The organism is Klebsiella sp. BDA134-6, from assembly GCF_015601345.1.
Lineage (GTDB): Bacteria > Pseudomonadota > Gammaproteobacteria > Enterobacterales > Enterobacteriaceae > Klebsiella > Klebsiella grimontii.
In genome coordinates, this window is the sequence record NZ_CP064784.1 from 3,583,096 (window position 1) to 3,606,134 (window position 23,039).

Here is a 23,039-nt window from a genome sequence, read left to right on the forward strand (position 1 = left end):
TGATGTCTACGATTATCGATACCTTTATCGCCCCGCCGTGCCACGCTGAAATTGACATTCTCTATCAGGATGAGCATCTGCTGCTGATCGATAAACCCGCAGGCTTGCTCAGCCTGTCAGGGAAAAACCCGCGCAATCTCGACTCGGTACATTATCGGCTGGTACAGCAGTTTCCCGGCTGCACTCTGGCGCATCGTCTTGATTTCGGCACCTCCGGGCTGATGGTGATTGCGCGCAACAAGGCCATCAACGCCGCCCTCTGCCAGCAGTTCAGCCAGCGTACGGTGAGCAAAGTTTACAGCGCGCTGCTGTGCGGGCATCTGGTGGACGATGAAGGTACCATTGACGCCCCGATAGCCAAAGATCCGGCGCTGTTTCCGCTGATGACGATTTGCCCGCGCCGCGGCAAGCCAGCCCGTTCCGGCTATCGGGTGGTTGAGCGCCTGCGTTATCAAGATAGCGTGCCGGTGACGCGGGTCCAACTGACGCCGGAAACCGGCCGCACCCACCAGCTGCGTATTCACTGCCAGCAGCTTGGCCACCCTATTCTGGGCTGCGACCTGTACGGCGGTCTGCTACTTCCGGGAACAGAACAGGCGCCGCGCCTGATGCTACACGCCAGCGAACTGCATTTCGTGCATCCGGTTAGCGGAGAGCGGATCGATGCGATAAGTTCCAGCGGGTTTTAAATAGACGCGGCGGCGAAGAGGCCCGGAGTGGTGCCAAAATGCAAGCGGAAGTACTTAATCAAATGACTTTGGTCATAAAAACCGACCTCCGTTGCGACCTGCGCAGCACCTGCACCTTTCGCTAATAATCCTTTTGCTCTGACCAGTCGCAGTTGGGTCAAATATTGATGCACCGATAACCCCGTCTGCGCCTGAAAAGTGCGCATAAAATAAAACTCGCTCAGCCCGGCGACCGTCGCGATCTCTTTGACCGACAGCGACTGCTGATATGCGCAGTGCAAAAAATCTATCGCCCGACGAATATCAGCCCTCACAGCGGGTCGTCGCCCTCCGCGCACGCTGCGTTCGGCATAGCGCCCCACTAGTTGATTAAGCACCTGATAGAGAGTGCACTCTTTTTCCAGTGAATCGCGGCTGGCGCCTAGCACGGCGGAAGCCTTAAGTACGCTCCGTGCCATAAGCGGATCGTATCGCATTCCTTCACCACCGAAATTGACTTCTCCCTTTCCACCCATCACCGTTTCCGCGACTTCGTCAATCAGGCTTGCGGAGGGATAAAAAGCGCAGTAATCCCACCCCTCATCGCGCTGCACTGCTTCACCGGTATGCACCTCGCCAGGCATGATGACCATCACCGTACCCGCAGCCGCAACGCCTCGTTCACGGCAAATACGGGTACGCTGTGCGCCGCGTGCAAAAGCAGCGATCACATATTCATTATGGAAATGCGGCGGATAGCTATGTTCATAGCAGGATGCTCGCAGGATCTCCATACCACCGTGGAGTTTGCTGTCCCGCCAGAGTTTGATATCGTCACGCATCTCATCTCCCCAGTTTGTACCTTTCCCATATATATCGTGATCGTTGCGCAAATGCGCAGGATTTTACTATCGCGCTCCTGGCCAATTCTTAAGATTACCATTCAGCAACGCATAAAATGGAAGTCATCAATGTTAATTACAATCAAAACTTCGGCAAAGAATGGGGCATCAGCGCAATTCCGTGAGGGCGTCATCGCTTGTCTCCCCACCATTCCCGGTTACTGGAGCATCGGTTTCGCCGCCGGCGCTATCGGGACACTATCCGGTTTTTCCACTCTTCAAACAGCGCTGCTGGCCAGCGCCCTGTATGCAGGTTCGGCGCAGTTCCTGTTTTATTCGCTTTGGGCGACCGGTGCAGAAATTGCATCCGTTGTGTTAAGCATACTGCTGGTTAACCTGCGCTATCTGTTGATGAGTTCAGCCATAAGCATCTTCTTTCGTCCCTACACGGTGCTGCAAAAAATCATCAGCGGACTGCTGCTGACGGATGAAACCTTCGGCGTAGCAGTACAACATGGTGGAGGGAAAAACAGTATCACTTACCCATGGATGCTCGGACTCAATCTGACGGCATGGTTAAACTGGATCCTCGCCTGCGTGTCAGGCGCCGTATTAGCCTCAGCGCTTCCATCATCGTTGATGGAAGGATTGAGCTTTAGTCTGGTGTCGATGTTCATCGGCCTGGTTTTGGCCCTGTGGTTTGCCAGCCAACGTAAAATGCTGGAACTGTTCAGCATTAGTATCGCGGTCCTCATCACGCTATTTACCTCTGGACATATCGATATGAGTCTCGTCGTTATCGCCGCAGCCTCTGTAGCGGCAACGCTGGCTACCGCTGGGTTGTATCTGTTCAGTAACAAAGAGGAGAAATAAAATGGATCGCAATATTATCCTGGCCATTCTTGCTTCAGCGCTGGTAACGGCGCTCATGCGTACGGCGCCGATTCTTCTCCTTTCACGCTTTCGTCTGCCATCGGCTCAGCAGCAATGGCTTAGCTTTATTCCATCTGCCATTATGGCGGCTATTGTGACGGCAGAACTGGTTGGCAAGCCGGTATTAACCCCATCGGGTATCAGTATTTCAGCGCTGGCCGCTCTTGCCGCGACGCTTGTTGGACTGATCACGCGCAGTCTTTTCGCCACCGTGATCGTTGGTATGGTAGCCTTTTCATCCTTCAGCTATTTCCTGCTCTAGCCTCCGGGCAGTGGTCATCTGCCACTGCCTTTTCGCGTTAACCGTTTTACTCCCCCGAAGTGTGAGATATCGCGTTAAATAACAAAGAAGTTAAATCGCTTAGCTTTGCCAGAAACTGACCTTATTCTCTGTCGAACACGGTGATATAGCGCCACCCGGCAAAAATGCTCACGCCTGCGCAAACCAGCAGCGACGCTCCCAGCGATTGCCCCCACCCGGCCGCCAGCAGACCGGCGCCAATCAGCACATAATAAAACAGGCCGAAAAAGGCGCCAGCGGTGCCCCGACAGTCGCCGTAGGCGCTCAGCGCCGACCCCAGCACCAGCGGGATCGCCATGGCATAGGCAAGGGTCACCAGCGCCACTGGCGCCACAAACCAGATCGATTCCCGCAGCACGTACACCGCGACGCCGCCGACGAAGTGCAGAATGCAGGCAATCGACAGTATTCGGCCCAGTGGGACATGCTGACGCAGCAGCAGGCGGTTAAGCAGCGCGCCGAGCAGCGAACCGACGGCAAGCGCCACGCCGCTGTAGCCAAAGGCCAGGGCATCAAGATTGAATCGGGCGAACAGAAACGGGGCCAGGCTGTAGTAGCTGAACAGGCTGACGTTAAATGCCGCCACCAGTATTGCCGCCAGCGCGACATATTTATCCCCCGCCATCCGCCGCATCACGCGAAGAAACGGTTCCCCAGCGCGATTTTGCGGACGCGTTTCCGGCATCAGCCGCAGGCAGCCCAGCAGGAGCGCGGCGGCCAGAAGCGCCAGCGCGCTGAAGACGCCGCGCATCCCCCAGATGGCGGTCAGTGCGCCGCCGATATAGACTCCGACGGCCGGACTCACCGCCAGCGCCATGCCGATAAACGAAAAAATCCCCGCCAGCTGCCGCCCGCTATAGCAGTCCCGCAGGACCGTCTGCGTCACTACGGAGCCGGTTGCCGCGCCAATAGCCGTTACTATCCGTGCCGCCAACAGCAACGAAAAATCCGCAGCCCACAGCGCCATCAGGCATCCCATCGCATAAACGCCCAGCCCGGCCAGCAGCGCCGGACGCCGGCCGTAGCGATCGCTGAAACCGCCCCACAGCAGTACGCCGACGGCAAAACCGATAAAGTAGACGGAGAGGGTTTGCGCCGCCTGCGGCGCGCTCACGGAAAATTGGGCGCTGATATCGGTCAACGCCGGGCTATAAATCGTTTCCGCTATTTGCGGAAACATCAGTAGCGCGGTAACCAGCACCAGCGCGGCACGTCCCAACATATCCACCTCCGGATAAACAAGAGGCGCTATTGTAGGCAGGTCGTTTTTCGAACATTATAAACATAATGACTTTAAATATCGGAAATCAGACATTATGGCCTGGCTTGACGCTGATGCCGCATTCGATCCGGATACCTTAAAAACTCGCCTGATTGGCGTACAGTCGGCGTTAGGGGATCACGATTCCGGCAGCCACCGGCATAAGATGGCGCAGATCCTGTTTACCCGTCAGGGATGCGTTCGTTTGACCCTCAACGATGGCGCCCTTCTGTGCCTGCTTCCGCCGGGACGCGCGGCCTGGATCCCCGCTGAAGTCAGCCATCGCGCGGAGATGAAAAACATTGTCGATTATCGTTCCGTCTGGTTTCAGCCGCAGCGTTACCCTCAGTTGCCAACACAGTCGGCGATACTCAACGTGGTACCGCTGCTGCGCGAACTATTAGAACGCATCAGCGCCAGCCCCTGGGATACCGACTGGGAAGCCGAACCGGCGCGGCATCTTGCCGCCCTGTGCCAGGCGGAAATTCGCCTCGCGGCCCAGGAGCCGATGATGCTCGCGCTGCCGCAGGATAAACGGCTGGCAAGCCTTTGCGGCGACGCGCTGCCGCCGGCGCTTGGGGCGCTCGCTGCCCGCTGCGGCGCCAGCGAAAAAACCATCAGCCGCCTGTTCCGCCGCGATACCGGGATGACCTACCAGCAGTGGCGACAACAGTGGCGATTAATGAAAGCGGTCGAGATGCTGGCAACCGGGGAGCGCATCACCGATACGGCGCAGGCGCTCGACTTCGCCAGCGATAGCGCTTTTATCTACTTTTTCCGCACCATGACCGGCATGACGCCGGGGCGTTATTTTTCCGCCTGATTCTGGCCGCCCGGCGTAAACGGCGGCAGCTTGAGAAAGGTGCTTTGCAGCCCCTCGGACCACGCTTTGCGAATGGTATTGAAATAGGGATCGCTTTCGGTGATCCGATGCTGTTCGGCGCTGCTCAGGCTCCCGCTGCGGTACAGCAGCGTGTCCAGCGGCAGCCCCACCGAAAGATTGCTGCGCAGGGTGGAGTCGATCGAAATCAGCGCGCAGCACATCGCCTGCTCCAGCGGAGTATCGATGGTCAACACCCGGTCGATGATCGGCTTGCCGTATTTGCTCTCGCCAATCTGGAAATAGGGCGTGTCGCGTGTGGCTTCGATAAAGTTGCCTTCCGGGTAGATATGAAACAGCCGGTGCGTTTCCCCGGCGATCTGCCCGCCGAGCAGCAGGTTGCAGTTGAAGTTGGTATTGCCGCAGTTCTGCTGATTGCTGCTGTCGCGCTGAATCACCTCCTGCAAGGTTTTACCGATCAGCATCGCCGCGTCGTATAACGAGGTCACCTGCATCAGATTGGGCTCCTGCTGGGTACGAATGCGGCCGCTGAGCAGGCTAATCACGCTTTGCGTGGTGGCCAGGTTTCCCGCCGACTGCAGCACCATGACCCGTTCGCCATCCTGATGGAAAACGTGCAGTTTTTTAAACGTTGCAATATGGTCCACTCCCGCGTTGGTGCGGGAGTCTGAGGCAAATACCAGTCCATCTGACAAACACATGGCCACACAGTAGGTCATCGTTTTTCGTTCCTGCCGTTATTGCTGCTGCGCCTGCTGCGAATGCTCGCGCACTTCAGCGTTAGTTAACATGATTTCTCCCCCGCCGCCGAGGCGGGTGCCGCGAACCGGGCACGCATCAAGATAGTCCAGCCCGGTCGCCAGCCGCAAATGTTGATTCAGGCTGCGCGTGTTATTGGTGATATCAAACGACTGCCAGCGCTCGTTGAGCCATACTTCGGCCCACGCGTGCATGGCGACGTGCTCGGCATTATCGCTGTAGACGTAGCCGCTGACGTAGCGCGCCGGGATCTCCAGCGCCCGGCAGCAGGCGAGAAACACATGGGTGTGATCCTGGCAAACGCCCTTCGCGCGCGCAAAGGCATCGGCGGCGGAATCCTGCACCTGCGTGGCGCCCGGCGAATAGGGCATTCTCAACAGTAGTTCGCCCATTAACTGGTTCAGGCTCTCTTCCTGCGCCTCGGGCTGATACCAGCGCTGGGCGAATTCGCGGATCGGGCCGTCAGCGCGCGTAAGCGGCGTACAACGCAAGAAAACCAGCGGCGAAAGCAGCTCCTGCGGCTCCGCGCCGATATCGTCCCCCTCTTCCGCGATATCGACGATCCCGCTGGCGCGAATGGTTATCTCTTTATGCGGATTATCCAGCGTCAGCACGTGCAGCACGTTGCCCCACGCGTCGGTGGTAGCGACGGCGGAACCGTCCGGCAAGGTCAATGACCAGGCGGTGATCTTCTGGCGGCCGGTGCTGCGCGGCGTCAGGCGCAGATACTGGGTCGAAAACTTCACTTCTTCATCATAGCCGTAGCGGGTCAGGTGATCGATAACCAGTTTCATAACGCCTCCAGATAGGTTTGTCTGATGCTGTCAGAAAGCGCGTTAATCCGCGCCAGCAGTGCATTAAGGGTGATCTGTAAATCGGCCTGCGCCAGATCGTCACGGGTGCTGAAACGCAGGTCGACGTTCAGCTGGTGCGCCAGGCGCAGCGGCAGGTGCGAGCGATCGTTGGCAATCTGCTCCAGCTGCCCGACGAGGTCGGAGATGCTCGCTCTTAGCGATCTCGGTACATCGTCGCGCAGGATCAGCAGTTCCATTACCGTCTCGCGGCTTACCGGCTGGCGGTAGATGCTGTTATAGGCCTCGCGGGCGCTGACCGCGTTGAGCAGCGTATCCAGCCGGTAGTACTCGCGTACCGGGTCAGGATCGCTGGTCAACTGCTGATCCTTAATCAACAGCAGCTGCGCGGTGGCGGACGCCCGTTCGATCAGCGTCCCGATGCCGATAAAGCTCAGGGCGTCATTGCGCAGCAGCGTACCGAGAATCGCCCCGCGAAACAGATGCACCCGCTCTTTGACCCATTCAAAAAAAGCGTCATTGCCCAGCTCGCCGATCCCCTGCTGGCGCAGTTTCCGCAGCTCAATACGCGTGGCGTTGATGCTTTCCCACACCTCCGCCGACAGGCTGCCGCGCACCGCGTGGGCGTTGTTCCACGCCATCTCGACGCAGCTGAAAATGCTGTACGGGTTGTTGCCGTCGAGGGCGAAAAAATTGAGCAGGTTGCTCATAGTGAAACGCGCGTGGCGCGCCTGAAACAGCTCGTGAGTCAGCGACAAATTGAGCGGTAAGGCTAAATCCCGCGACTGCTGGCTGTGGCGGGGGATCATCGACAGCTTCCAGGTCACGTCCAGCACCCGGGCATAGCTTTCCGCACGCTCAAGGTAGCGCGCCATCCAGAAGAGTTCACTCGCTGTGCGGCTTAACATGATTCATCATCCTCCATCACCCAGGTATCCTTGGTGCCGCCGCCCTGCGACGAGTTCACCACCAGCGAGCCTTCGGTTAGCGCCACCCGGGTCAGGCCGCCGGGAACCAGGCGGATCTCCTGGCCGGAGAGCACGAAGGGACGTAAATCGATATGGCGCGGCGCCAGCCCCTCGTCGACAAAGGTTGGGCAGGTCGAGAGCGCCAGGGTGTCCTGGGCAATATAGTTGGCCGGATTCGCCAGCAGGCGCTGGCGGAACGCTTCGCGTTCCTCTTTAGTCGAGCGCGGACCGACCAGCATGCCGTAGCCGCCCGCGCCGTGAACCTCCTTCACCACCATCAGTTCAAGATTGCTCAGCACGTAGCTGAGATCCTCCGCTTTACGGCACTGCCAGGTGGGAATATTGCTCAGGATCGGCTGTTCGCCCAGATAGAAGCGGATCATCTCCGGCACGAAGGGGTAGATCGATTTATCGTCGGCGACGCCGGTGCCGATGGCGTTGGCCAGCACCACGCCCCCAGCGCGATATACCGACAGCAGGCCCGGAACGCCTAGCATGGAGTCGGCCTTGAAGGCCAGCGGGTCAAGATACGCGTCGTCGATACGCCGGTAAATGACGTCCACCCGCCGCGGCCCCTCGGTGGTACGCATGTACACCGCCCCGGTTTTAATAAACAGATCCGCGCTTTCCACCAGCTCAACGCCCATCTGCTGGGCCAAAAAGCTGTGTTCAAAATAGGCGCTGTTAAATCGTCCTGGCGTCATCACCACCACGCACGGATCGTCCACCGGCGAGCTTTCACGCAGCGTTTGCAGCAGATAACTGGGGTAGCGTTCGACCGGCGCAATGTGGTGCTGTTCAAACATTTCAGGATACAGCCGCATCATCATTTTGCGGTTTTCCAGCATATAGGAGACGCCGGAAGGCGTGCGCAGATTATCCTCCAGCACGTAATACTGGCCGTCGCTGTTGCGCACCATATCGACCCCGGTGATATGGGCATAGGTGTTATTGGGTAAATTTATCCCCTGCATACAGGGCTGATACTGTTCGTTAGCCAGCACCTGCTCGGCCGGGATCAGCCCGGCGCGGAGGATGTTTTGATCGTGGTAAATATCATAAAGGAAAGCGTTGAGCGCTTTCACCCGCTGGCGGATGCCGCGGTCAATCCGCTGCCACTCGCCGGCGGGAATAATGCGCGGCACGCTGTCGAAAGGGATCAGTCGTTCGGTGCCCTCATCCTCACCGTAGACGTTAAAGGTGATGCCGATACGGTGAAAGAGCAGCTCCGCCTGCTCTTTTTTCTGCCGGATAGAGAATTGATCGGTACTGCGAAACCATTGCCACCAGGCGTTATAGTGCTGACGCTGCTCTCCCTGTGCGGTAAGCATCTCATCATAATAATGCCCGTCAGGAAGCGTTATTTTTATCATGGTCGTCTCCTCCGGTTGTACTCACTTTGAGGTAATCCCGGTAAGAGATAAGCATTAATTATGCCAGGTAGCGCAGCGCGGCGATGGGGCGTAACGTTATCGCGCCACCGCGCTGAATTGAATAAAAAACAACCAGATGCTTTGCTTATTTATGGTTTGTTGGACGCCCGAAATGCACCAATATGGGGCGTCCGTTTCGGCTTTGCCGCCTGCGCCCGTCCCACATCGCCGAGGGTACCCCACCCGTCGGGCCATCCGGCAAAAGGCGCTACTCTGGCCAAACATCAGCTGCGGTCAGTCGTTAACATGCCTTAGCTCCAGCCAATGCACCACCAGACCCGGTTTGATAAAATCAAAGCCCACCCGATATTTCCCCGGCTGCAGCTCGATCCGACACAGCTTCTGCACGCTCTCACGGCCAAGAGTGCCGTTGGTCTGAATGGTCGCCACAAACTGGTTATTGAGCAGCAGATTGCAGGCGGTTTGCGCCAGCGGCGCGCCGTTAGTGTGTACATTGACCAGAACATCGTAGCGCGCGGCCTGCTCAACGCTTAGCACCAGATCCTCGTCGCAGCGCAGACGCGATTGCTCGGCGATTTTTATCGCCCCCTCGCAGTCTGCGGCGCAGCCCGGTTCCGCCGCCAGACGAATGATATCCGCGCGCGGCTTCTCCCCGCGCTTAAACACCTGGGTCTGCAGCATAAAATTGAGGATGTTTGCCGCGCACCGCTGCAGTTCGCCGAGCGTCAGTTCACCTTTCGCCAGCGCCGCAAGGGTATTATCCCCGGCCGCGTTAATCTCCGCGCCGTTATTGTTGACCACCATATAGAGATCGTTCTGCGCGCGTATCATCGCCGCGGTGTTGTGGGTACTCGCCGCCCCGCCATCGATGGGGTCGTTCATCGTAGCCCACCAGTCGGTCATGACGACTCCGCGAAAGCCCCACTCCTCGCGCAGTACGGTGGTGGTGAGATCGTAGTTGGATGCGGCATGGTAGCCGTTGAGCGGGTTATAGGCGGTCATCACCGCGCTGGCGCCGCCGGTTTTCACCGCGTATTCGAAACCTTTCAGATAGATTTCGCGCAGCGCGCGCTCCGATACCACCGAGTCCGCCCTGGCTCTGGCGAATTCCTGATTATTACAGGCGAAGTGCTTAAGGGTCGCTATCCCGCCGCCGCTGCGAATGCCGCGAACCACCGCCGCCGCCATCATTCCGGTAAGCAGCGGGTCTTCGGAAAAGTACTCGAAATTACGCCCGTTGAGCGGATGGCGCTGGATGTTCATCCCCGGCCCCAGCAGCAGGTCAATACCGTTGCGCAGCAGCTCTTTTCCCTCCATCACGTATAAACGCTCAACGAGGATCGGATCCCAGCTGGAGGCCAGCAGCGTCCCGCTGGGGAGCAGTGTGGCCTTCGCGCCGTTATCCATACGGATGCCGGAAGGCCCATCGGCGGTGGACGCCAGCGGGATCCCTTTTTCCAGCAGGCTATCGGCCACTCCGCCAAAGGCCGACGCGACGCCGGGGGTGACTTTATGGCTGCACATACCTTCTCCGCGCACCAGGCAGGCCAGCTCCTCCACTGACAGCTGAGCAATAAAGGCATTCATCGTGGCGCGCCCTTCAGCAACGTCGCTGAGGGTAAGCCCCTGGTTGCCGGTGAGGGAAATTGTCTCCGGCAGGCGCGCCTCAATCCTTGAGCGCAGATTAATCTCCCGGCGCGGCACGTCTTCCCATTCGATCTCATAGCGGCCATCGTCACCATCGGCAACCGGTTTAATACGGACAAAAGGCACCGTCGGGGCCAGCACCTGCTGGTGGCGGGACAGCACCCGCAGCGTCTTTTGCGAATACCCCGCCTCTCCGTCAATCGGTAACGACTGCAGTTCGCGCACGCTGTTGCCGATCAGCAAACGGTAAAGGCCGGGTTCCATCACGTAGCAATGCGGGTGACCTGTCGCCCCGCTATCGTCCAGGGATGCAAAACGCTCCAGCGGGATCGATAGCGTTAAGGTTTCGCTTTCACCCGGCTGCAGCAGGCGGGTTTTAGCGAAGGCCATCAGTGCCCGGGCCGGTTTGCCGAGCGCTCCCTGCGGCGCCTGGAGGTAGATTTGCACCACTTCTTTGCCGGCAAAGCGGTCGCCGCGGTTAGTGACGGTAACGGTCGCCTTGATCCGATCGCCGAAGGCCTGCGCCCGCGCCGATGACAGGGTGAAGCGGGTGTATGAGAGACCAAATCCGAAAGGATACTGCAGGCGCTGGGGACAAAAGGTTTCGAAGTAGCGATAGCCGACGTAAATATCTTCCTGATAGAGGTTTTGCGCTTGTGCTCCCCAGCAGGGCGATGCCGGGTGGTCGTCCAGGGAGGCGACAATGCTGCCCACCAGCTTACCGGACGGCGTTACATCGCCGTACAGCAGCGATGCAGCCGCCCGGGCGCCGTCGGCGCCGCCGTGCCAGACGTACAGCAGCGCACGAACGCGTTTACGCAACAGAGGATCGTCAGCCCACGAGAGATCGATTAGCCCGGCGGTATTCAGCACCACCGCCACGTCATCAAACTCGCGGCAGACCTGGCGCAGCAGCGTTATCTCGTCTGCGGTTAGCCGATAGCCGCCTTCTACATCGGCGTTGTCCTGATCCTCCCCCGCGGTACGGCCAAGCACAATCACCGCCTGGCTGGAGACGGCGCGCGCCTGGCGAATCTGCTGGTCGCTAAGCGGCATCTCCTGCTGATGCCAGGGCTCGGCGGCCCAGGCTCCCCCGCCGTTGTCAAAAGGATGCTGCGCAATCCAGCGTTCATAGAGCCCGGCCAGTTGCTCATTCAGCCTCTTCCCGTTTCGCGCACGCATCGCCTGCAGCAGGGTTGTCCGGCTCACCACGTTAACCGCCCCGCCTGACCCGGTGCCGCTGCGATAGTAGTCAATCTGCGTACGGCCAAACAACGAAACCGGCTGCCCGGGATCGAGCGGCAACATTTGGCGATCGTTTCTCAGCAGCACCGCGCCTTCGGCGGCAGCGGCGGCGGCAAATTCGGCAAACCCTTCCAGCGGGGTCCCCGCTTTACTGTCAAACATGGTGTTGTCCTGTTAACTCATGCCTCCGCGGGAGGCTTAATCACATAATGAACAGAGCCCGCACGATGCGGGCTCTGCTTTGATCAGAAGAAATATTTGAAGCGTAGACGACCGCCGTAGCGGGAGTCTTCCTGACCATCGCCGCTGGTCGGATTGGATTCAATCCACGAGGCGTAGGCGCCAAGATAGATGTTGAAGTTCTTCATATTCATGACGTTCGGGAACAGGTACGACGCATGAATCGTGTGGATATCGTATTTGCCCGGATCGGCGATCCAGCAGCTATCGTCGCAGTTAGCGATAAAATTAGCGGTGTTAAAGCTGTCGATCTTGTTATGCGCGTAAATGTAGCCAAGCTCGAAGCCGCGCCACAGGGAGTTCACCCCCACGGTGAAGTCGGTTTCATCCTCGGCGTCCATCCAGGCGAAGTTAAGGTTGGTCACCATGCCATCCAGCGGATCGGTTTTTTGCCCGTTCCACGTCATCGTATAGCCATAGCCGGTACGGCTGGACTGATCGACCCAGTGCCCTTTCGCATCGTGATAGCCATAGGCGTTATTGACCACGTTGCTTTCCATCGCGATGGCGGTGGAGAAGCGCCCGCTGTTCCACGCGACGACCGGGCGCAAATAGGCCACATTTTTCTCATTTTCCAACTCAGTCCCGTGATACTGCTTATCCTGGAACAGCGTGCTGCCGTCTTCCAACAAGGTATTGAGTTCGAAATACCAGTTATCAAGGGTTTTGCTGACCAGGAAGTTGCCGCCGCTGCTGCTACGGCCGCGCCCTTCCTTCATCATGTAGATATAGCCGTAGCCGTCGCTGTAAAGATCGTTGGCGGTGTTCCCGGAGTATTCCACGAACGTATCCTGGTTCAGCGGGAACATATCGTAAGCCTCAAAGCGCCCAACCTTCACCTTCCAGTCATTTTCCTGACCAAAGAAGAACACCGCATCATCAAGGTTCATTTTGCCGTTCAGGTCCGCCAGCGGTTGGACGGAAAAACCGGCGAAATTGCCGTTATCCATTTTGCGCATGCCGTCAAAACCTAACAGCAGTCGGCCGTTAATATCCCAGCGTTCGTTATTGCCCGGCGCCCAGTCTTTATTCGCCGTGGTTTTTACCGAGGTCAGGCTTCCGCTGCTGCTGGCGCCGTCCATATTGAATTCGACATCGCCATAAAACTTGATATCGCCGTAGCCGGAGAGCGTCAGTTTCGTCGGCTCAGCGCCCGGTGCAACAGGCTCCGCGGACTGCACCTTCACCGTTGGCGCGCTTTTCGCCGCGACGGCCTGCTGCCGGGTTAACGTCTGGATTTTCGCTTCCGCATCGGCCGCCCGTTGCTCAGCGTTCATTAAACGCTGTTCCAGTTGGGCTAACCGTTTTTCAATATCCGCAGATTGATAATTTGTCGCTGCCAAAAGACCAGAGGAGAATACGCCACTAATAACCAGAGCTATATATTTTACTTTCATAATTAACATCCCTAATTACATTATTATTTGTTTCATCCAGGGTATAACCGGGCTATCCAGGGAAATAACCTGCATAGCCCTTTTAATACAGCGTTGAATTATCAGGATTCGGCAAAGGTTCCGTGCTTCAAGTCATCAACGATGCCGTTCATTCTATTTTCCGTTAAGCCATAAAATTTAATAGAGATAGCGGTAAGAACATAAAAAGCGGAAGGGACTAACGTGAATAACAGCACCACGCCCTGGATGGCTGAGGCTGGCTGCGCCGCGGTATTAGCGGCGTAATGGTAATAGGCCAGCACCCAGCCAAGAATCGCCCCGCCGACCGCCACGCCCAGCTTAATGACAAAGATATTTGCCGCGACGTTCATACCGGTTATACGCCGCTGGGTTTTCCATTCGCCATAGTTATTGACGTCGGTAATCATCGACCACTGCAGCGCGCCGTTGCCGCCCTGAATGATGGAAATCAGAATATGCACGCCGAGAACCGCAATCCAGTATTGCACCGGCAACATAAAGCATACGACGCCCAGCGCAGCGGTGAGCAGATTAATCCAGAACGAAAATCTGACCTTACAGAAACGGGTACCGAATGGTTTGGCCAGCACCGACCCCAGCATTGAGGCAAACATGCCGCCGAGCATGAATATCGTAATAACGTCCGAGCCTTTATTCAGCACGTTATTAACGTAATACACCACCGCACCGCCGCGAATGACCACGGCAACCAGCATCATAAAGTTGTAAACGGAAAGAATACGCCACTGATCGTTACGAAAAAGAATTTTCACATCGCGAGCGATATTCAGGTTCTCTTCTTTGATCGGCTGCACGCGTTCTTTGGTGGTGGCAAAGCAGGTAACAAACATCAGGCAGCCAATCACGCCGAATAACGCCATGGAGACCTGAATACCGGTAGCGCGGTCGCCAGGATAGAGAAAATCAGCCAGTGGCAAAATAAACGCGGTACCGAGCGCGCCGCCAATCGGAGTAATGGCAAAACGCCAAGATTGTAGAGAGAGGCTCTCGCGCGGATCGGAGGTCAGGGCCGCCCCCAGCGAGCAATAAGGAATATTAATCGCCGTATACATCAACGTCATGAATATATAAGCCGCAACGGCGTAGACAATTTTCCCCGAGTCGGAAAAGGACGGAATGGAATACACCAGCACGCAGCTCACCGCAAAGGGCACGCAGATCGCCAGCAGCCACGGACGGAAGCGTCCCCAGCGGGTAGAGGTGGCATCAGCAATCGCCCCCATGATCGGATCGGTAATCGCATCCAGCAGACGAACCAGCAAAAACATTGTCCCCATTACGGCGGGCGGCAGGCCATAAATATCGGTATAAAAGTAAGCGAGGATAGCCACGGACGAGTCAAACACGATGTGACTTGCCGCGTCCCCGAGGCTATAGCCTACTTTTTCTCTGACTGAAATTTTGTCGCCAGCGGACATACACCACTCCTTTATGTAAAATGAAACCGGTTTCGGTCATGTCTGCATTTTTTACTTATCCGCTATGCTGGCGCCATTATGTTTTTTTATTAATTATTTATGTTTTTTAATTTATGTGATCCGGTCAACCTTCAGCCGTATTATCCCGAGGCTTTTTGCCTGACAGATCACAGCTTTTATTCCTTTGCGCATTTTTTAATACGCGACAAGTGAAAACAGCACCCGTATATATAAACACCAGCCCGTTCTCTATTTTTCACTTGAGGCAGAAAGGGCGTTTTTTATTTATACAAAAATATTCACACCGCAAATATAAACCACCTGATTTCATATAATTAAAAATATAATATTGTACTGTTCAGGATATGGCCTCCCGGGTGTCTTCCGAGGCAGGTAATTTCTCTGTTTTACTGCAAAATGTTAGCTTCGACACGCGCAGCGGCGGATATTCGTCTAAGGTTTTCTGATGGCCGAATGCAGTGGCACATAGTCTGCAATGATAAGGAGAACAACCTATGACGAGTCCCGTTTCCCGTCGTCCAGCCACCCTGCCCTATGCTCTTCGTCTTGCGCTGGGGGGCGCGTTTGTCGCCCTGGCGACGCTGACGGCTCAGGCTGAAGAAACCCGCCCAATCCCGCAATCACCCGATATTCTGCTTGGTCCGCTATTTAACGATGTGCAAAGCGCAAAACTTTTTTCCGACCAGAAGACGTTTGCCGACGCCATCCCTAACGGCGACCCGCTGATGATCCTGGCCGATTATCGTATGCAGAAAAGTCAGACCAGCTTTGATTTGCGGCACTTCGTCGAGCTCAACTTTACCCTGCCCCGCGAAAACGACCAGTACGTTCCGCCAAAAGGACAAACGCTGCGCCAGCATATCAACGGTTTATGGCCGGTGCTGACCCGCAGCACCGTCGAGGTGGAAAAGTGGGATTCACTGCTGCCGCTGCCAAAACCCTACGTGGTGCCCGGCGGACGCTTTCGCGAAGTCTATTACTGGGATAGCTACTTCACGATGCTAGGACTAGCGGAGAGCGGCCACTGGGATAAAATTGAAGATATGGTGACTAACTTTGCCGCGGAAATCGATGCCTGGGGCCATATTCCCAACGGCAACCGTACCTACTATCTGAGCCGCTCGCAGCCGCCGTTCTTCCCGTTTATGGTCGAACTGCTGGCCACGCACGATGGCGATGAGGCGCTCAAAAAATGGCTGCCGCAGATGGAGAAAGAGTACCAGTACTGGATGGATGGCGCCGAAGCGCTTGAGCCCGGCGGCGCCAGTAAGCGCGTGGTGCGTATGGCCGATGGTTCGCTGCTGAACCGCTACTGGGATGATAACGACACGCCGCGTCCGGAATCCTGGCTGGACGATGTCACCACCGCTAAAAACAATCCCAACCGCCCGGCCACTGAAATCTACCGCGATCTGCGCTCCGCCGCAGCATCCGGCTGGGACTTCAGCTCCCGCTGGATGGATAATCCGCAGCAGCTCGGCACCATCCGCACCACCTCGATTGTACCGGTCGACCTCAACTCGCTGATGTTCCATATGGAAAAAGCCATCGCCCGCGCCAGTAAAGCAGCTGGCGATAACGCGAAAGCCGCGCAGTACGACGCGTTGGCCAACGCCCGACAGAAAGCGCTGGAGAAATACCTGTGGAACGATAAAGAGGGCTGGTACGCCGATTACGATCTGAAAAGTCATAAGGTGCGCAATCAGCTAACCGCCGCGGCGCTGTTCCCGCTGTACGTCAACGCCGCCTCCAGCGAGCGCGCCGCTAAAGTCGCCGCCGCCACCGAAGCGCGCCTGCTCAAACCCGGCGGCCTGACCACCACGACCGTCAATAGCGGCCAGCAGTGGGATGCGCCGAACGGCTGGGCGCCGCTGCAGTGGGTCGCCGCTGAAGGCCTGCAAAAGTATGGCCAGCAGAAGATCGCAATGGAGGTGAGCTGGCGTTTCCTCAGCAACGTTCAGCATACCTACAACAGCGAACAGAAGCTGGTGGAAAAATATGATGTCAGCTCGACCGGAACCGGCGGCGGTGGCGGAGAGTATCCGCTACAGGACGGCTTTGGCTGGACCAACGGCGTCACCCTGAAGATGCTGGACCTGGTGTGCCCGAAAGAGAACCCCTGTGATTCGGTTCCAGCCACCCGCCCGGCAGCGAATGACGATACCAGTAAGGCGACAGATAAGGCGGCTCAGCCCGCGGCCAACGATCCTGTTGCGCCTGGGGATGAAAAAGCCACCCGGTAAACCTTTGCGCGGCGGGCCCCGCCGCGCATCTTTCTTCATCTTATACGTGTAAGCTGATGACTCCCCGGCAAACGATGCCGGGTGAGAGCCCCCTTACATCGCGTCCAGCGCTTTTTGCAGCTTCCAGATATAGCGCGGCGCCTGCGGAGCCGGGTGTTTCTTCACGACGTGCTCAAAAAAATCATCGGCGTCCATATCGTTAATCTCCTCGATCGCATCCTGGCGATTGGACGAGAACGTCCGCAGCAGCGCGCCCGCGCCGTTGGCATAGGAGACGACCACCGCGTAGCGCATCACCTGCGGGTCTTTAATTCCCGCCAGCGGACCGTTTTCGAGAATGCTTAAATAAGCGGCCCCCATGGATATATTACGCTCGGGATTTTTCAGCTCGCTCACCGAAGGATCCCCGCTCCAGCCCATCCGCCGGTAAACATCGCGACCGGAGGTCGAGGGCTTCAGCTGCATCAGGCCAACCGCGCCGGATTTGCTGACCACCGTCGGGTTGCCGCCAGACTCAATGGCGATGATCGCGGTAATCAGCTGCGGGTCAACGCCCCACGCCGCACCGGCTTTTTCGCTGATTGGCATCCACTGCATCGCCCGCTTAACCGGGACTTCCGGGTTCCACGGCGGGTTACGATAATCGTGTTTTGAACTACAACCGGCCAACAATACACATAAAAAAACACACCATCTCAATTTCACACATCTATCCTTATTGGCTGAAGTTTGCCGCACGGAGATGACAATAAACGCTCCAGGCGGCATGATAACCCTTTCATTCTTAGCAAGGAATTGTCATGTCTCAGTTTTATCTCATCGCCCCTTCCGGTTACTGCATCAACCAGGAGGCGGCGTACCGCGGCGTGCAGCGTCTGCAGGAGGCCGGGCATCAGGTCTCGCACCAGCAGGTCATTCCCCGCCGGGCGCTGCGGTTTGCCGGAACTGAGAATGAACGCCTTGACGATATCAACCAGCTCGCCGCCCTCGACGGCAAAAACCGTATCGTGCTGGCGGTACGCGGCGGCTACGGCGCGACTCGCCTGCTGCCGCACATTGACTGGCAGGCGCTGATCGCCCGCCAGCAGCAGGATCCGCTGCTTATTTGCGGCCACAGCGATTTCACCGCCGTTCAGATGGGCCTGCTGGCAAAGGGTAGCATAATCACTTTTAGCGGGCCGATGCTGGCCGGAAACTTCGGCGCCGAAACGCTGAACGAATTTACTGAACACCATTTCTGGCAGGCGCTGCGCGACCCGGCGTTTACCCTCGAATGGCACGGCGAAGGCCCGGACTGCCGCGCCGATGGCACTCTGTGGGGCGGTAACCTGGCGATGTTGACCTCGCTTATCGGCACCCCGTGGATGCCGCAAATTAGCGACGGAATTCTGGTGGTGGAAGATATTAACGAACACCCGTTCCGCGTGGAAAGAATGCTATTACAGCTGCTTAGCAGCGGTATTCTGGCGCGCCAGCGGGCGATTATCCTCGGCAGTTTCACCGGCGCCAATGCTAACGATTACGATGCCGGTTACGATCTGCCGATGGTATACGACTACCTTCGCCAGCAGCTTAACATTCCGGTCATCAGCGGCCTGGATTTTGGCCACGAACAGCGTACTGTCACCCTGCCGCTAGGCGCCAGAGCATTGCTGGTCAACAACGCATCCATCACCACGTTAAGCATCAGCGGCCACCCGGTTCTGGCAGAATAAAAATTCCTCTAACGCATATCCCGATCGGCGTCGGATTGTTAAAATGGTGTAGTTTTTAATTTATCTTCACGCCGGTAAGGAGTACGTCAACATTGGACGCCGCTGCGGTCATCAGTCTGTTTATCCTGGGTTCTGTTTTAGTAACCTGTAGCATCTTATTAAGTTCCTTTTCCTCACGCCTCGGCATCCCGATTCTGGTTATCTTCCTGGCGATCGGGATGCTGGCGGGCATTGACGGTATTGGCGGCATTCCGTTCGACAACTACCCTTTCGCTTATATGGTGAGTAACCTGGCGCTGGCGGTTATCCTGCTCGACGGCGGGATGCGCACTCAGGCCAGCTCCTTTCGCGTAGCGCTATGGCCCGCGCTGTCGCTCGCCACGGTTGGGGTGCTGATCACCTCCGCCCTGACCGGACTGATGGCGGCCTGGCTGTTTCATCTCAACCTGATCGAAGGAATGCTGATCGGCGCTATCGTCGGCTCGACCGATGCGGCGGCGGTGTTCTCCCTGCTCGGCGGTAAAGGGCTGAATGAACGCGTCGGCTCAACGCTGGAAATTGAATCCGGCAGCAATGACCCGATGGCGGTGTTCCTGACCATCACCCTTATCGAGATGATTCAGCAGCATGAGACCGGCCTGAGCTGGATGTTCGCGGTGCATATCGTGCAGCAGTTCGGTCTGGGTATCGCTATCGGCCTCGGCGGGGGCTATCTACTGCTGCAGATGATTAACCGCATTGTGCTGCCGGCCGGGCTTTACCCGCTGCTGGCGCTGAGCGGCGGGATCATGATTTTTGCCGCGACCACTTCGCTGGACGGCAGCGGTATTCTCGCGGTCTACCTGTGCGGCTTCCTGCTCGGCAACCGGCCGATTCGCAACCGCCACGGCATCCTGCAAAACTTCGACGGCCTGGCGTGGCTGGCGCAGATCGCCATGTTCCTTGTGCTCGGGCTGCTGGTGACGCCGTCCGACCTGTGGCCTATCGCTATCCCGGCGCTCATTCTGTCGATGTGGATGATCTTTATCGCCCGTCCGCTGTCGGTATTTGCCGGCCTGCTGCCGTTTCGCGGCTTTAACCTGCGTGAACGGATATTTATCAGTTGGGTGGGCCTGCGCGGCGCGGTACCGATTATTCTCGCCGTTTTTCCGATGATGGCCGGTCTGGACAATGCGCGGTTGTTCTTTAACGTGGCTTTCTTCGTGGTGCTGGTGTCGCTGCTTTTACAGGGGACCTCGCTCTCCTGGGCGGCGAAGAAAGCCAAAGTGGTGGTGCCGCCGGTCGGCTCGCCCATCTCTCGCGTCGGGCTGGATATTCACCCGGAAAACCCGTGGGAGCAGTTCGTTTACCAGCTTAGCGCCGAAAAATGGTGCGTCGGCGCAGCGCTGCGCGACCTGCATATGCCGCCGGAAACGCGGATTGCCGCGTTGTTCCGCGACAACGTACTCCTGCATCCTACCGGCAGCACCCGCCTGCTGGAGGGCGATATTCTCTGCGTTATCGGCCGCGAGCGCGATTTACCCGCGCTCGGTAAACTGTTCAGCCAGTCCCCGCCGGTCGCGCTCGATCAGCGCTTCTTTGGTGATTTTATCCTTGACGCTAATGCCAAGTTCGCCGACGTCGCGCAGATTTACGGCATCGATGGCGGAGAGGAGTTCCGCGATCGCCAGCAGTCGCTGGGTGATGTCGTGCAACAGCTGCTGGGCGCCGCGCCGGTCGTCGGCGACCAGGTGGAATTTGCCGGCATGGTGTGGACGGTGGCGGAAAAAGAAGAGGATCATGTCCTGAGGGTGGGCGTACGTATGGCGGGAGATGAGGCGGAGTGATCCGCCTCAGCACATGTTACACCGTCACAACCGGTACGCGCGGCGCCAGCGCGCACATTAACTCATACCCGACGGTGCCGCAGGCGGATGCGACATCGTCGATTTTAATCTCTTTGCCCCACAGCTCGACCGGGGCACCGATCCCTGCCTGCGGGCAGGGAGTCAAATCCACTGCCAGCATATCCATCGAGATGCGCCCTACCGTCGCGGTGCGAACGCCGTCAACCAGCACCGGCGTACCGCTTGGCGCCAGACGCGGGTAGCCATCGGCGTAGCCGCAGGCAACGATGCCGATGCGCCGCTCCTCCGCCGTACGCCAGGTTGCGCCGTAGCCGACCGCTTCACCGGCTTTCAGGTTCTGTACGGCAATAATTTCGCTGCTTAGCGTCATCACCGGCTTCAGCCCGGTGTTGGCCACATCCTGCCACAGGCCGGAAGGCGAAGCGCCGTACAGCACGATCCCCGGCCTCACCCAGTTAAAATGCGACTCCGGATGCCACAGGGTGGCCGCCGAATTCGCCAGCGAGCGCGGGCAATCCAGTCCTTCCGCCGCCTGCTCAATACGCCGCATCGGCTCCACGATGCCGTCCGGGTTTTCCGCTTCGGCAAAATGTGACATTAACGTCATTTCACTGACGTTATGCAGCGCTCGCAGCTGCTGCCAGACGACATGCAGACGATCCGGCATAAACCCCAGCCGATTCATCCCGCTATTCACCTTGACGTAGATATCGAGCGGCGCGTGCAGCTTCGCCTGCTGCAGCGCCTTGATTTGCCAGTTACTGTGCACGCTGGTGGTCAAACGGTACTTATCAAACAGGGCCAGCTCATCGGCGTGGAAAAAGCCTTCCAGCATCAGTATTGGCCCTTTCCAGCCCAGCTCGCGCAGCAGGATCGCCTCTTCAAGATTCAGCATCGCGAAACCGTCCGCGGCGCTAAGCGCGTTCCAGACCCTCGCCAGACCGTGGCCATAAGCATTGGCTTTGACCACCGCCCACAGGCGCGAACCAGGTGCCGCGCGACGAACAATGTGCTGATTCTGGCGTAAGGCTGACATATCAATGCTGGCCTTTACAGGACGAGACATGAAAGCTCCTTGTTAATTGTGGACGCCATGCAGATGCTGAGCGCGGGCCGGCGTAAAGCCGCGGCCGTAGCGGGCGACGGCAAGATCGTCATACGGGATCGCCGGCGTACGCCCGGAGATCAGGTCGCTAATCAGTTGCCCTGAACCACAGGCCATGGTCCATCCCAGCGTACCGTGGCCGGTATTCAGCCACAGATTTTTATACGCCGTGCGGCCCACCACCGGCGTACCGTCCGGGGTCATCGGACGCAGTCCGGTCCAGAAGGTCGCCTGTTCAACGTGACCGCCGCGCGGGAACAGATCGCGCACCACCATCTCCAGGGTTTCACGCCGCGGCTGCAGCAGTTCTTTATTAAAACCGACAATTTCCGCCATTCCGCCAACCCGAATACGCCTGTCGAAACGGGTGATGGCGATTTTGTACGTTTCATCAAGGATAGTCGATACCGGCGCGCCGTCCTCTTCAGCGATCGGTATGGTCAGCGAATAGCCTTTTAGCGGATAAACCGGAATGTCCACCAGCCCTTTCAGCATGGCCGTCGAATATGAACCGAACGCCATCACGTACGCGTCGGCTTTAATGATTTCAGCGCCGCACTTCACACCGGAGATGAGATCCCCTTCATAGAGCAGTTCATCCACGGGGGTATTAAAACGGAAGGTCACGCCCGCCTGTTCCGCCATCCGGGCCAGACGCGTAGTGAAGAGCTGGCAGTCGCCGGTTTCATCATTGGGTAAGCGTAAACCGCCCGTCAGCTTGTGGCTCACTTCAGCCAGCGCCGGTTCAACTTCCACCAGGCGATTCGCCTCAAGCAGCTGATAAGGCACGCCCGCATCCTGCAGCACCGCGATATCGCGTGTGGCGTTTTCGAACTGCTTGTTGGTGCGGAAAAGCTGCAGCGTGCCGCCCTGCCGGCCTTCATACTGGATACCGGTACTCTCGCGCAGCGCCTTCAGGCAGTCGCGGCTGTACTCCGCCAGGCGCACCATGCGTCCTTTATTTTCCATATAGTGGCGAGTGTCGCAGTTGCGCAGCATCTGCCACATCCATTTCAGCTGGAACGGGGTGCCATCCAGCCCGATGGCCAGCGGCGCGTGGCGCTGGAACATCCACTTTATCGCCTTCAAAGGTACGCCCGGCGCCGCCCACGGCGCGGCATAGCCGGGAGAGATCTGCCCGGCGTTAGCGGCGCTGGTCTCTTCCGCCGGCCCCGGCTGACGATCGATAACCGTCACTTTATGTCCTGCCTGGCTTAAGTACCAGGCGCTAGCGACTCCTACTACCCCACTTCCCAGTATGACGACGCGCATAGCGGCTCCGTAATCGTTAAAGAACAATCATCTGATTACAAATTGATAACTCAGATGAAAATATTATT

19 protein-coding genes are annotated in these 23,039 nt (G+C 57.7%); 7 read left to right on the forward strand and 12 right to left on the reverse strand.

Annotated features, from left to right (window positions below; all coding sequences use genetic code 11):
• Positions 1-2: 2 nt before the first annotated feature.
• Positions 3-689, forward strand: coding sequence for an RluA family pseudouridine synthase (locus IYV58_RS16530; protein ID WP_004121913.1), 687 nt, complete (start codon positions 3-5; stop codon positions 687-689).
• Here the strand turns inward: IYV58_RS16530 and IYV58_RS16535 are convergent.
• On the reverse strand, positions 686-1,510 hold the full coding sequence (locus IYV58_RS16535; protein WP_004121916.1) for an AraC family transcriptional regulator: 825 nt from the start codon (positions 1,508-1,510) through the stop codon (positions 686-688). The two genes, IYV58_RS16530 and IYV58_RS16535, sit on opposite strands and share 4 nt — an antisense overlap.
• Before the next feature lie 129 nt (positions 1,511-1,639).
• Here IYV58_RS16535 and IYV58_RS16540 point away from each other — a divergent pair, with 129 nt between their 5' ends.
• On the forward strand, positions 1,640-2,383 hold the full coding sequence (locus IYV58_RS16540; RefSeq protein WP_004121919.1) for an AzlC family ABC transporter permease: 744 nt from the start codon (positions 1,640-1,642) through the stop codon (positions 2,381-2,383).
• Between the two features lies 1 nt (position 2,384).
• On the forward strand, positions 2,385-2,705 hold the full coding sequence (locus IYV58_RS16545) for an AzlD domain-containing protein (protein WP_049113028.1): 321 nt from the start codon (positions 2,385-2,387) through the stop codon (positions 2,703-2,705).
• A gap of 121 nt (positions 2,706-2,826) precedes the next feature.
• Here IYV58_RS16545 and IYV58_RS16550 read toward each other — a convergent pair whose 3' ends face one another.
• Positions 2,827-3,966, reverse strand: a complete 1,140-nt coding sequence (locus IYV58_RS16550; RefSeq protein ID WP_087828980.1) for a Bcr/CflA family efflux MFS transporter — start codon at positions 3,964-3,966, stop codon at positions 2,827-2,829.
• Positions 3,967-4,060: 94 nt separating this feature from the next.
• On the opposite strand from IYV58_RS16550, the gene IYV58_RS16555 reads away from it, so the two are divergent.
• Entirely contained in the window at positions 4,061-4,828 is a 768-nt protein-coding gene (locus IYV58_RS16555) for an AraC family transcriptional regulator (protein WP_087828981.1), read from the forward strand.
• On the opposite strand, the gene IYV58_RS16560 is transcribed toward IYV58_RS16555, so the two are convergent.
• The 7 genes from IYV58_RS16560 to IYV58_RS16590 all read right to left on the reverse strand — a co-directional run bounded on the left by IYV58_RS16560 (position 4,813) and on the right by IYV58_RS16590 (position 14,768).
• Positions 4,813-5,565 (reverse strand): proteasome-type protease, encoded by a 753-nt coding sequence (locus IYV58_RS16560; RefSeq protein ID WP_004121932.1) that lies wholly within the window; start codon positions 5,563-5,565, stop codon positions 4,813-4,815. The two genes, IYV58_RS16555 and IYV58_RS16560, sit on opposite strands and share 16 nt — an antisense overlap.
• A gap of 18 nt (positions 5,566-5,583) precedes the next feature.
• Positions 5,584-6,399, reverse strand: coding sequence for a transglutaminase family protein (locus IYV58_RS16565; protein WP_004121934.1), 816 nt, complete (start codon positions 6,397-6,399; stop codon positions 5,584-5,586).
• The gene (locus IYV58_RS16570) at positions 6,396-7,325 is read right to left on the reverse strand and encodes an alpha-E domain-containing protein (RefSeq protein WP_004121935.1); all 930 of its coding nucleotides are present in this window, start codon (positions 7,323-7,325) and stop codon (positions 6,396-6,398) included. Before IYV58_RS16570 ends, IYV58_RS16565 begins: the two co-directional genes overlap by 4 nt.
• Positions 7,319-8,758: a circularly permuted type 2 ATP-grasp protein gene (locus IYV58_RS16575; protein WP_004121936.1), complete on the reverse strand. Its 1,440-nt coding sequence runs from the start codon at positions 8,756-8,758 to the stop codon at positions 7,319-7,321. Before IYV58_RS16575 ends, IYV58_RS16570 begins: the two co-directional genes overlap by 7 nt.
• Positions 8,759-9,052: 294 nt before the next feature.
• Positions 9,053-11,833 (reverse strand): beta-glucosidase, encoded by a 2,781-nt coding sequence (locus IYV58_RS16580; protein ID WP_195729145.1) that lies wholly within the window; start codon positions 11,831-11,833, stop codon positions 9,053-9,055.
• Positions 11,834-11,916: 83 nt separating this feature from the next.
• Entirely contained in the window at positions 11,917-13,308 is a 1,392-nt protein-coding gene (locus tag IYV58_RS16585) for a carbohydrate porin (RefSeq protein ID WP_195729146.1), read from the reverse strand.
• 101 nt (positions 13,309-13,409) lie between these two features.
• Complete coding sequence (locus IYV58_RS16590; RefSeq protein WP_004121943.1) at positions 13,410-14,768, reverse strand: glycoside-pentoside-hexuronide (GPH):cation symporter; 1,359 nt, start codon at positions 14,766-14,768, stop codon at positions 13,410-13,412.
• Positions 14,769-15,283: 515 nt separating this feature from the next.
• On the opposite strand from IYV58_RS16590, the gene IYV58_RS16595 reads away from it, so the two are divergent.
• The gene (locus tag IYV58_RS16595; protein ID WP_004121945.1) at positions 15,284-17,032 is read left to right on the forward strand and encodes an alpha,alpha-trehalase; all 1,749 of its coding nucleotides are present in this window, start codon (positions 15,284-15,286) and stop codon (positions 17,030-17,032) included.
• A 93-nt stretch (positions 17,033-17,125) separates the two neighbouring features.
• Here IYV58_RS16595 and emtA read toward each other — a convergent pair whose 3' ends face one another.
• Positions 17,126-17,737, reverse strand: a complete 612-nt coding sequence (gene emtA / locus IYV58_RS16600) for a membrane-bound lytic murein transglycosylase EmtA (RefSeq protein ID WP_009651970.1) — start codon at positions 17,735-17,737, stop codon at positions 17,126-17,128.
• A gap of 95 nt (positions 17,738-17,832) precedes the next feature.
• On the opposite strand from emtA, the gene ldcA reads away from it, so the two are divergent.
• Both ldcA and IYV58_RS16610 read left to right on the forward strand, forming a co-directional pair.
• Positions 17,833-18,747, forward strand: a complete 915-nt coding sequence (ldcA, locus tag IYV58_RS16605) for a muramoyltetrapeptide carboxypeptidase (protein WP_087828984.1) — start codon at positions 17,833-17,835, stop codon at positions 18,745-18,747.
• A gap of 92 nt (positions 18,748-18,839) precedes the next feature.
• Positions 18,840-20,573: a potassium/proton antiporter gene (locus IYV58_RS16610; protein WP_004121951.1), complete on the forward strand. Its 1,734-nt coding sequence runs from the start codon at positions 18,840-18,842 to the stop codon at positions 20,571-20,573.
• Positions 20,574-20,589: 16 nt separating this feature from the next.
• Here the strand turns inward: IYV58_RS16610 and dadX are convergent, their stop codons facing one another.
• Complete coding sequence (gene dadX, locus IYV58_RS16615) at positions 20,590-21,660, reverse strand: catabolic alanine racemase DadX (protein WP_004121954.1); 1,071 nt, start codon at positions 21,658-21,660, stop codon at positions 20,590-20,592.
• Between the two features lie 12 nt (positions 21,661-21,672).
• Positions 21,673-22,971: a D-amino acid dehydrogenase gene (locus IYV58_RS16620; protein ID WP_195729147.1), complete on the reverse strand. Its 1,299-nt coding sequence runs from the start codon at positions 22,969-22,971 to the stop codon at positions 21,673-21,675.
• Positions 22,972-23,039 lie beyond the last annotated feature (68 nt).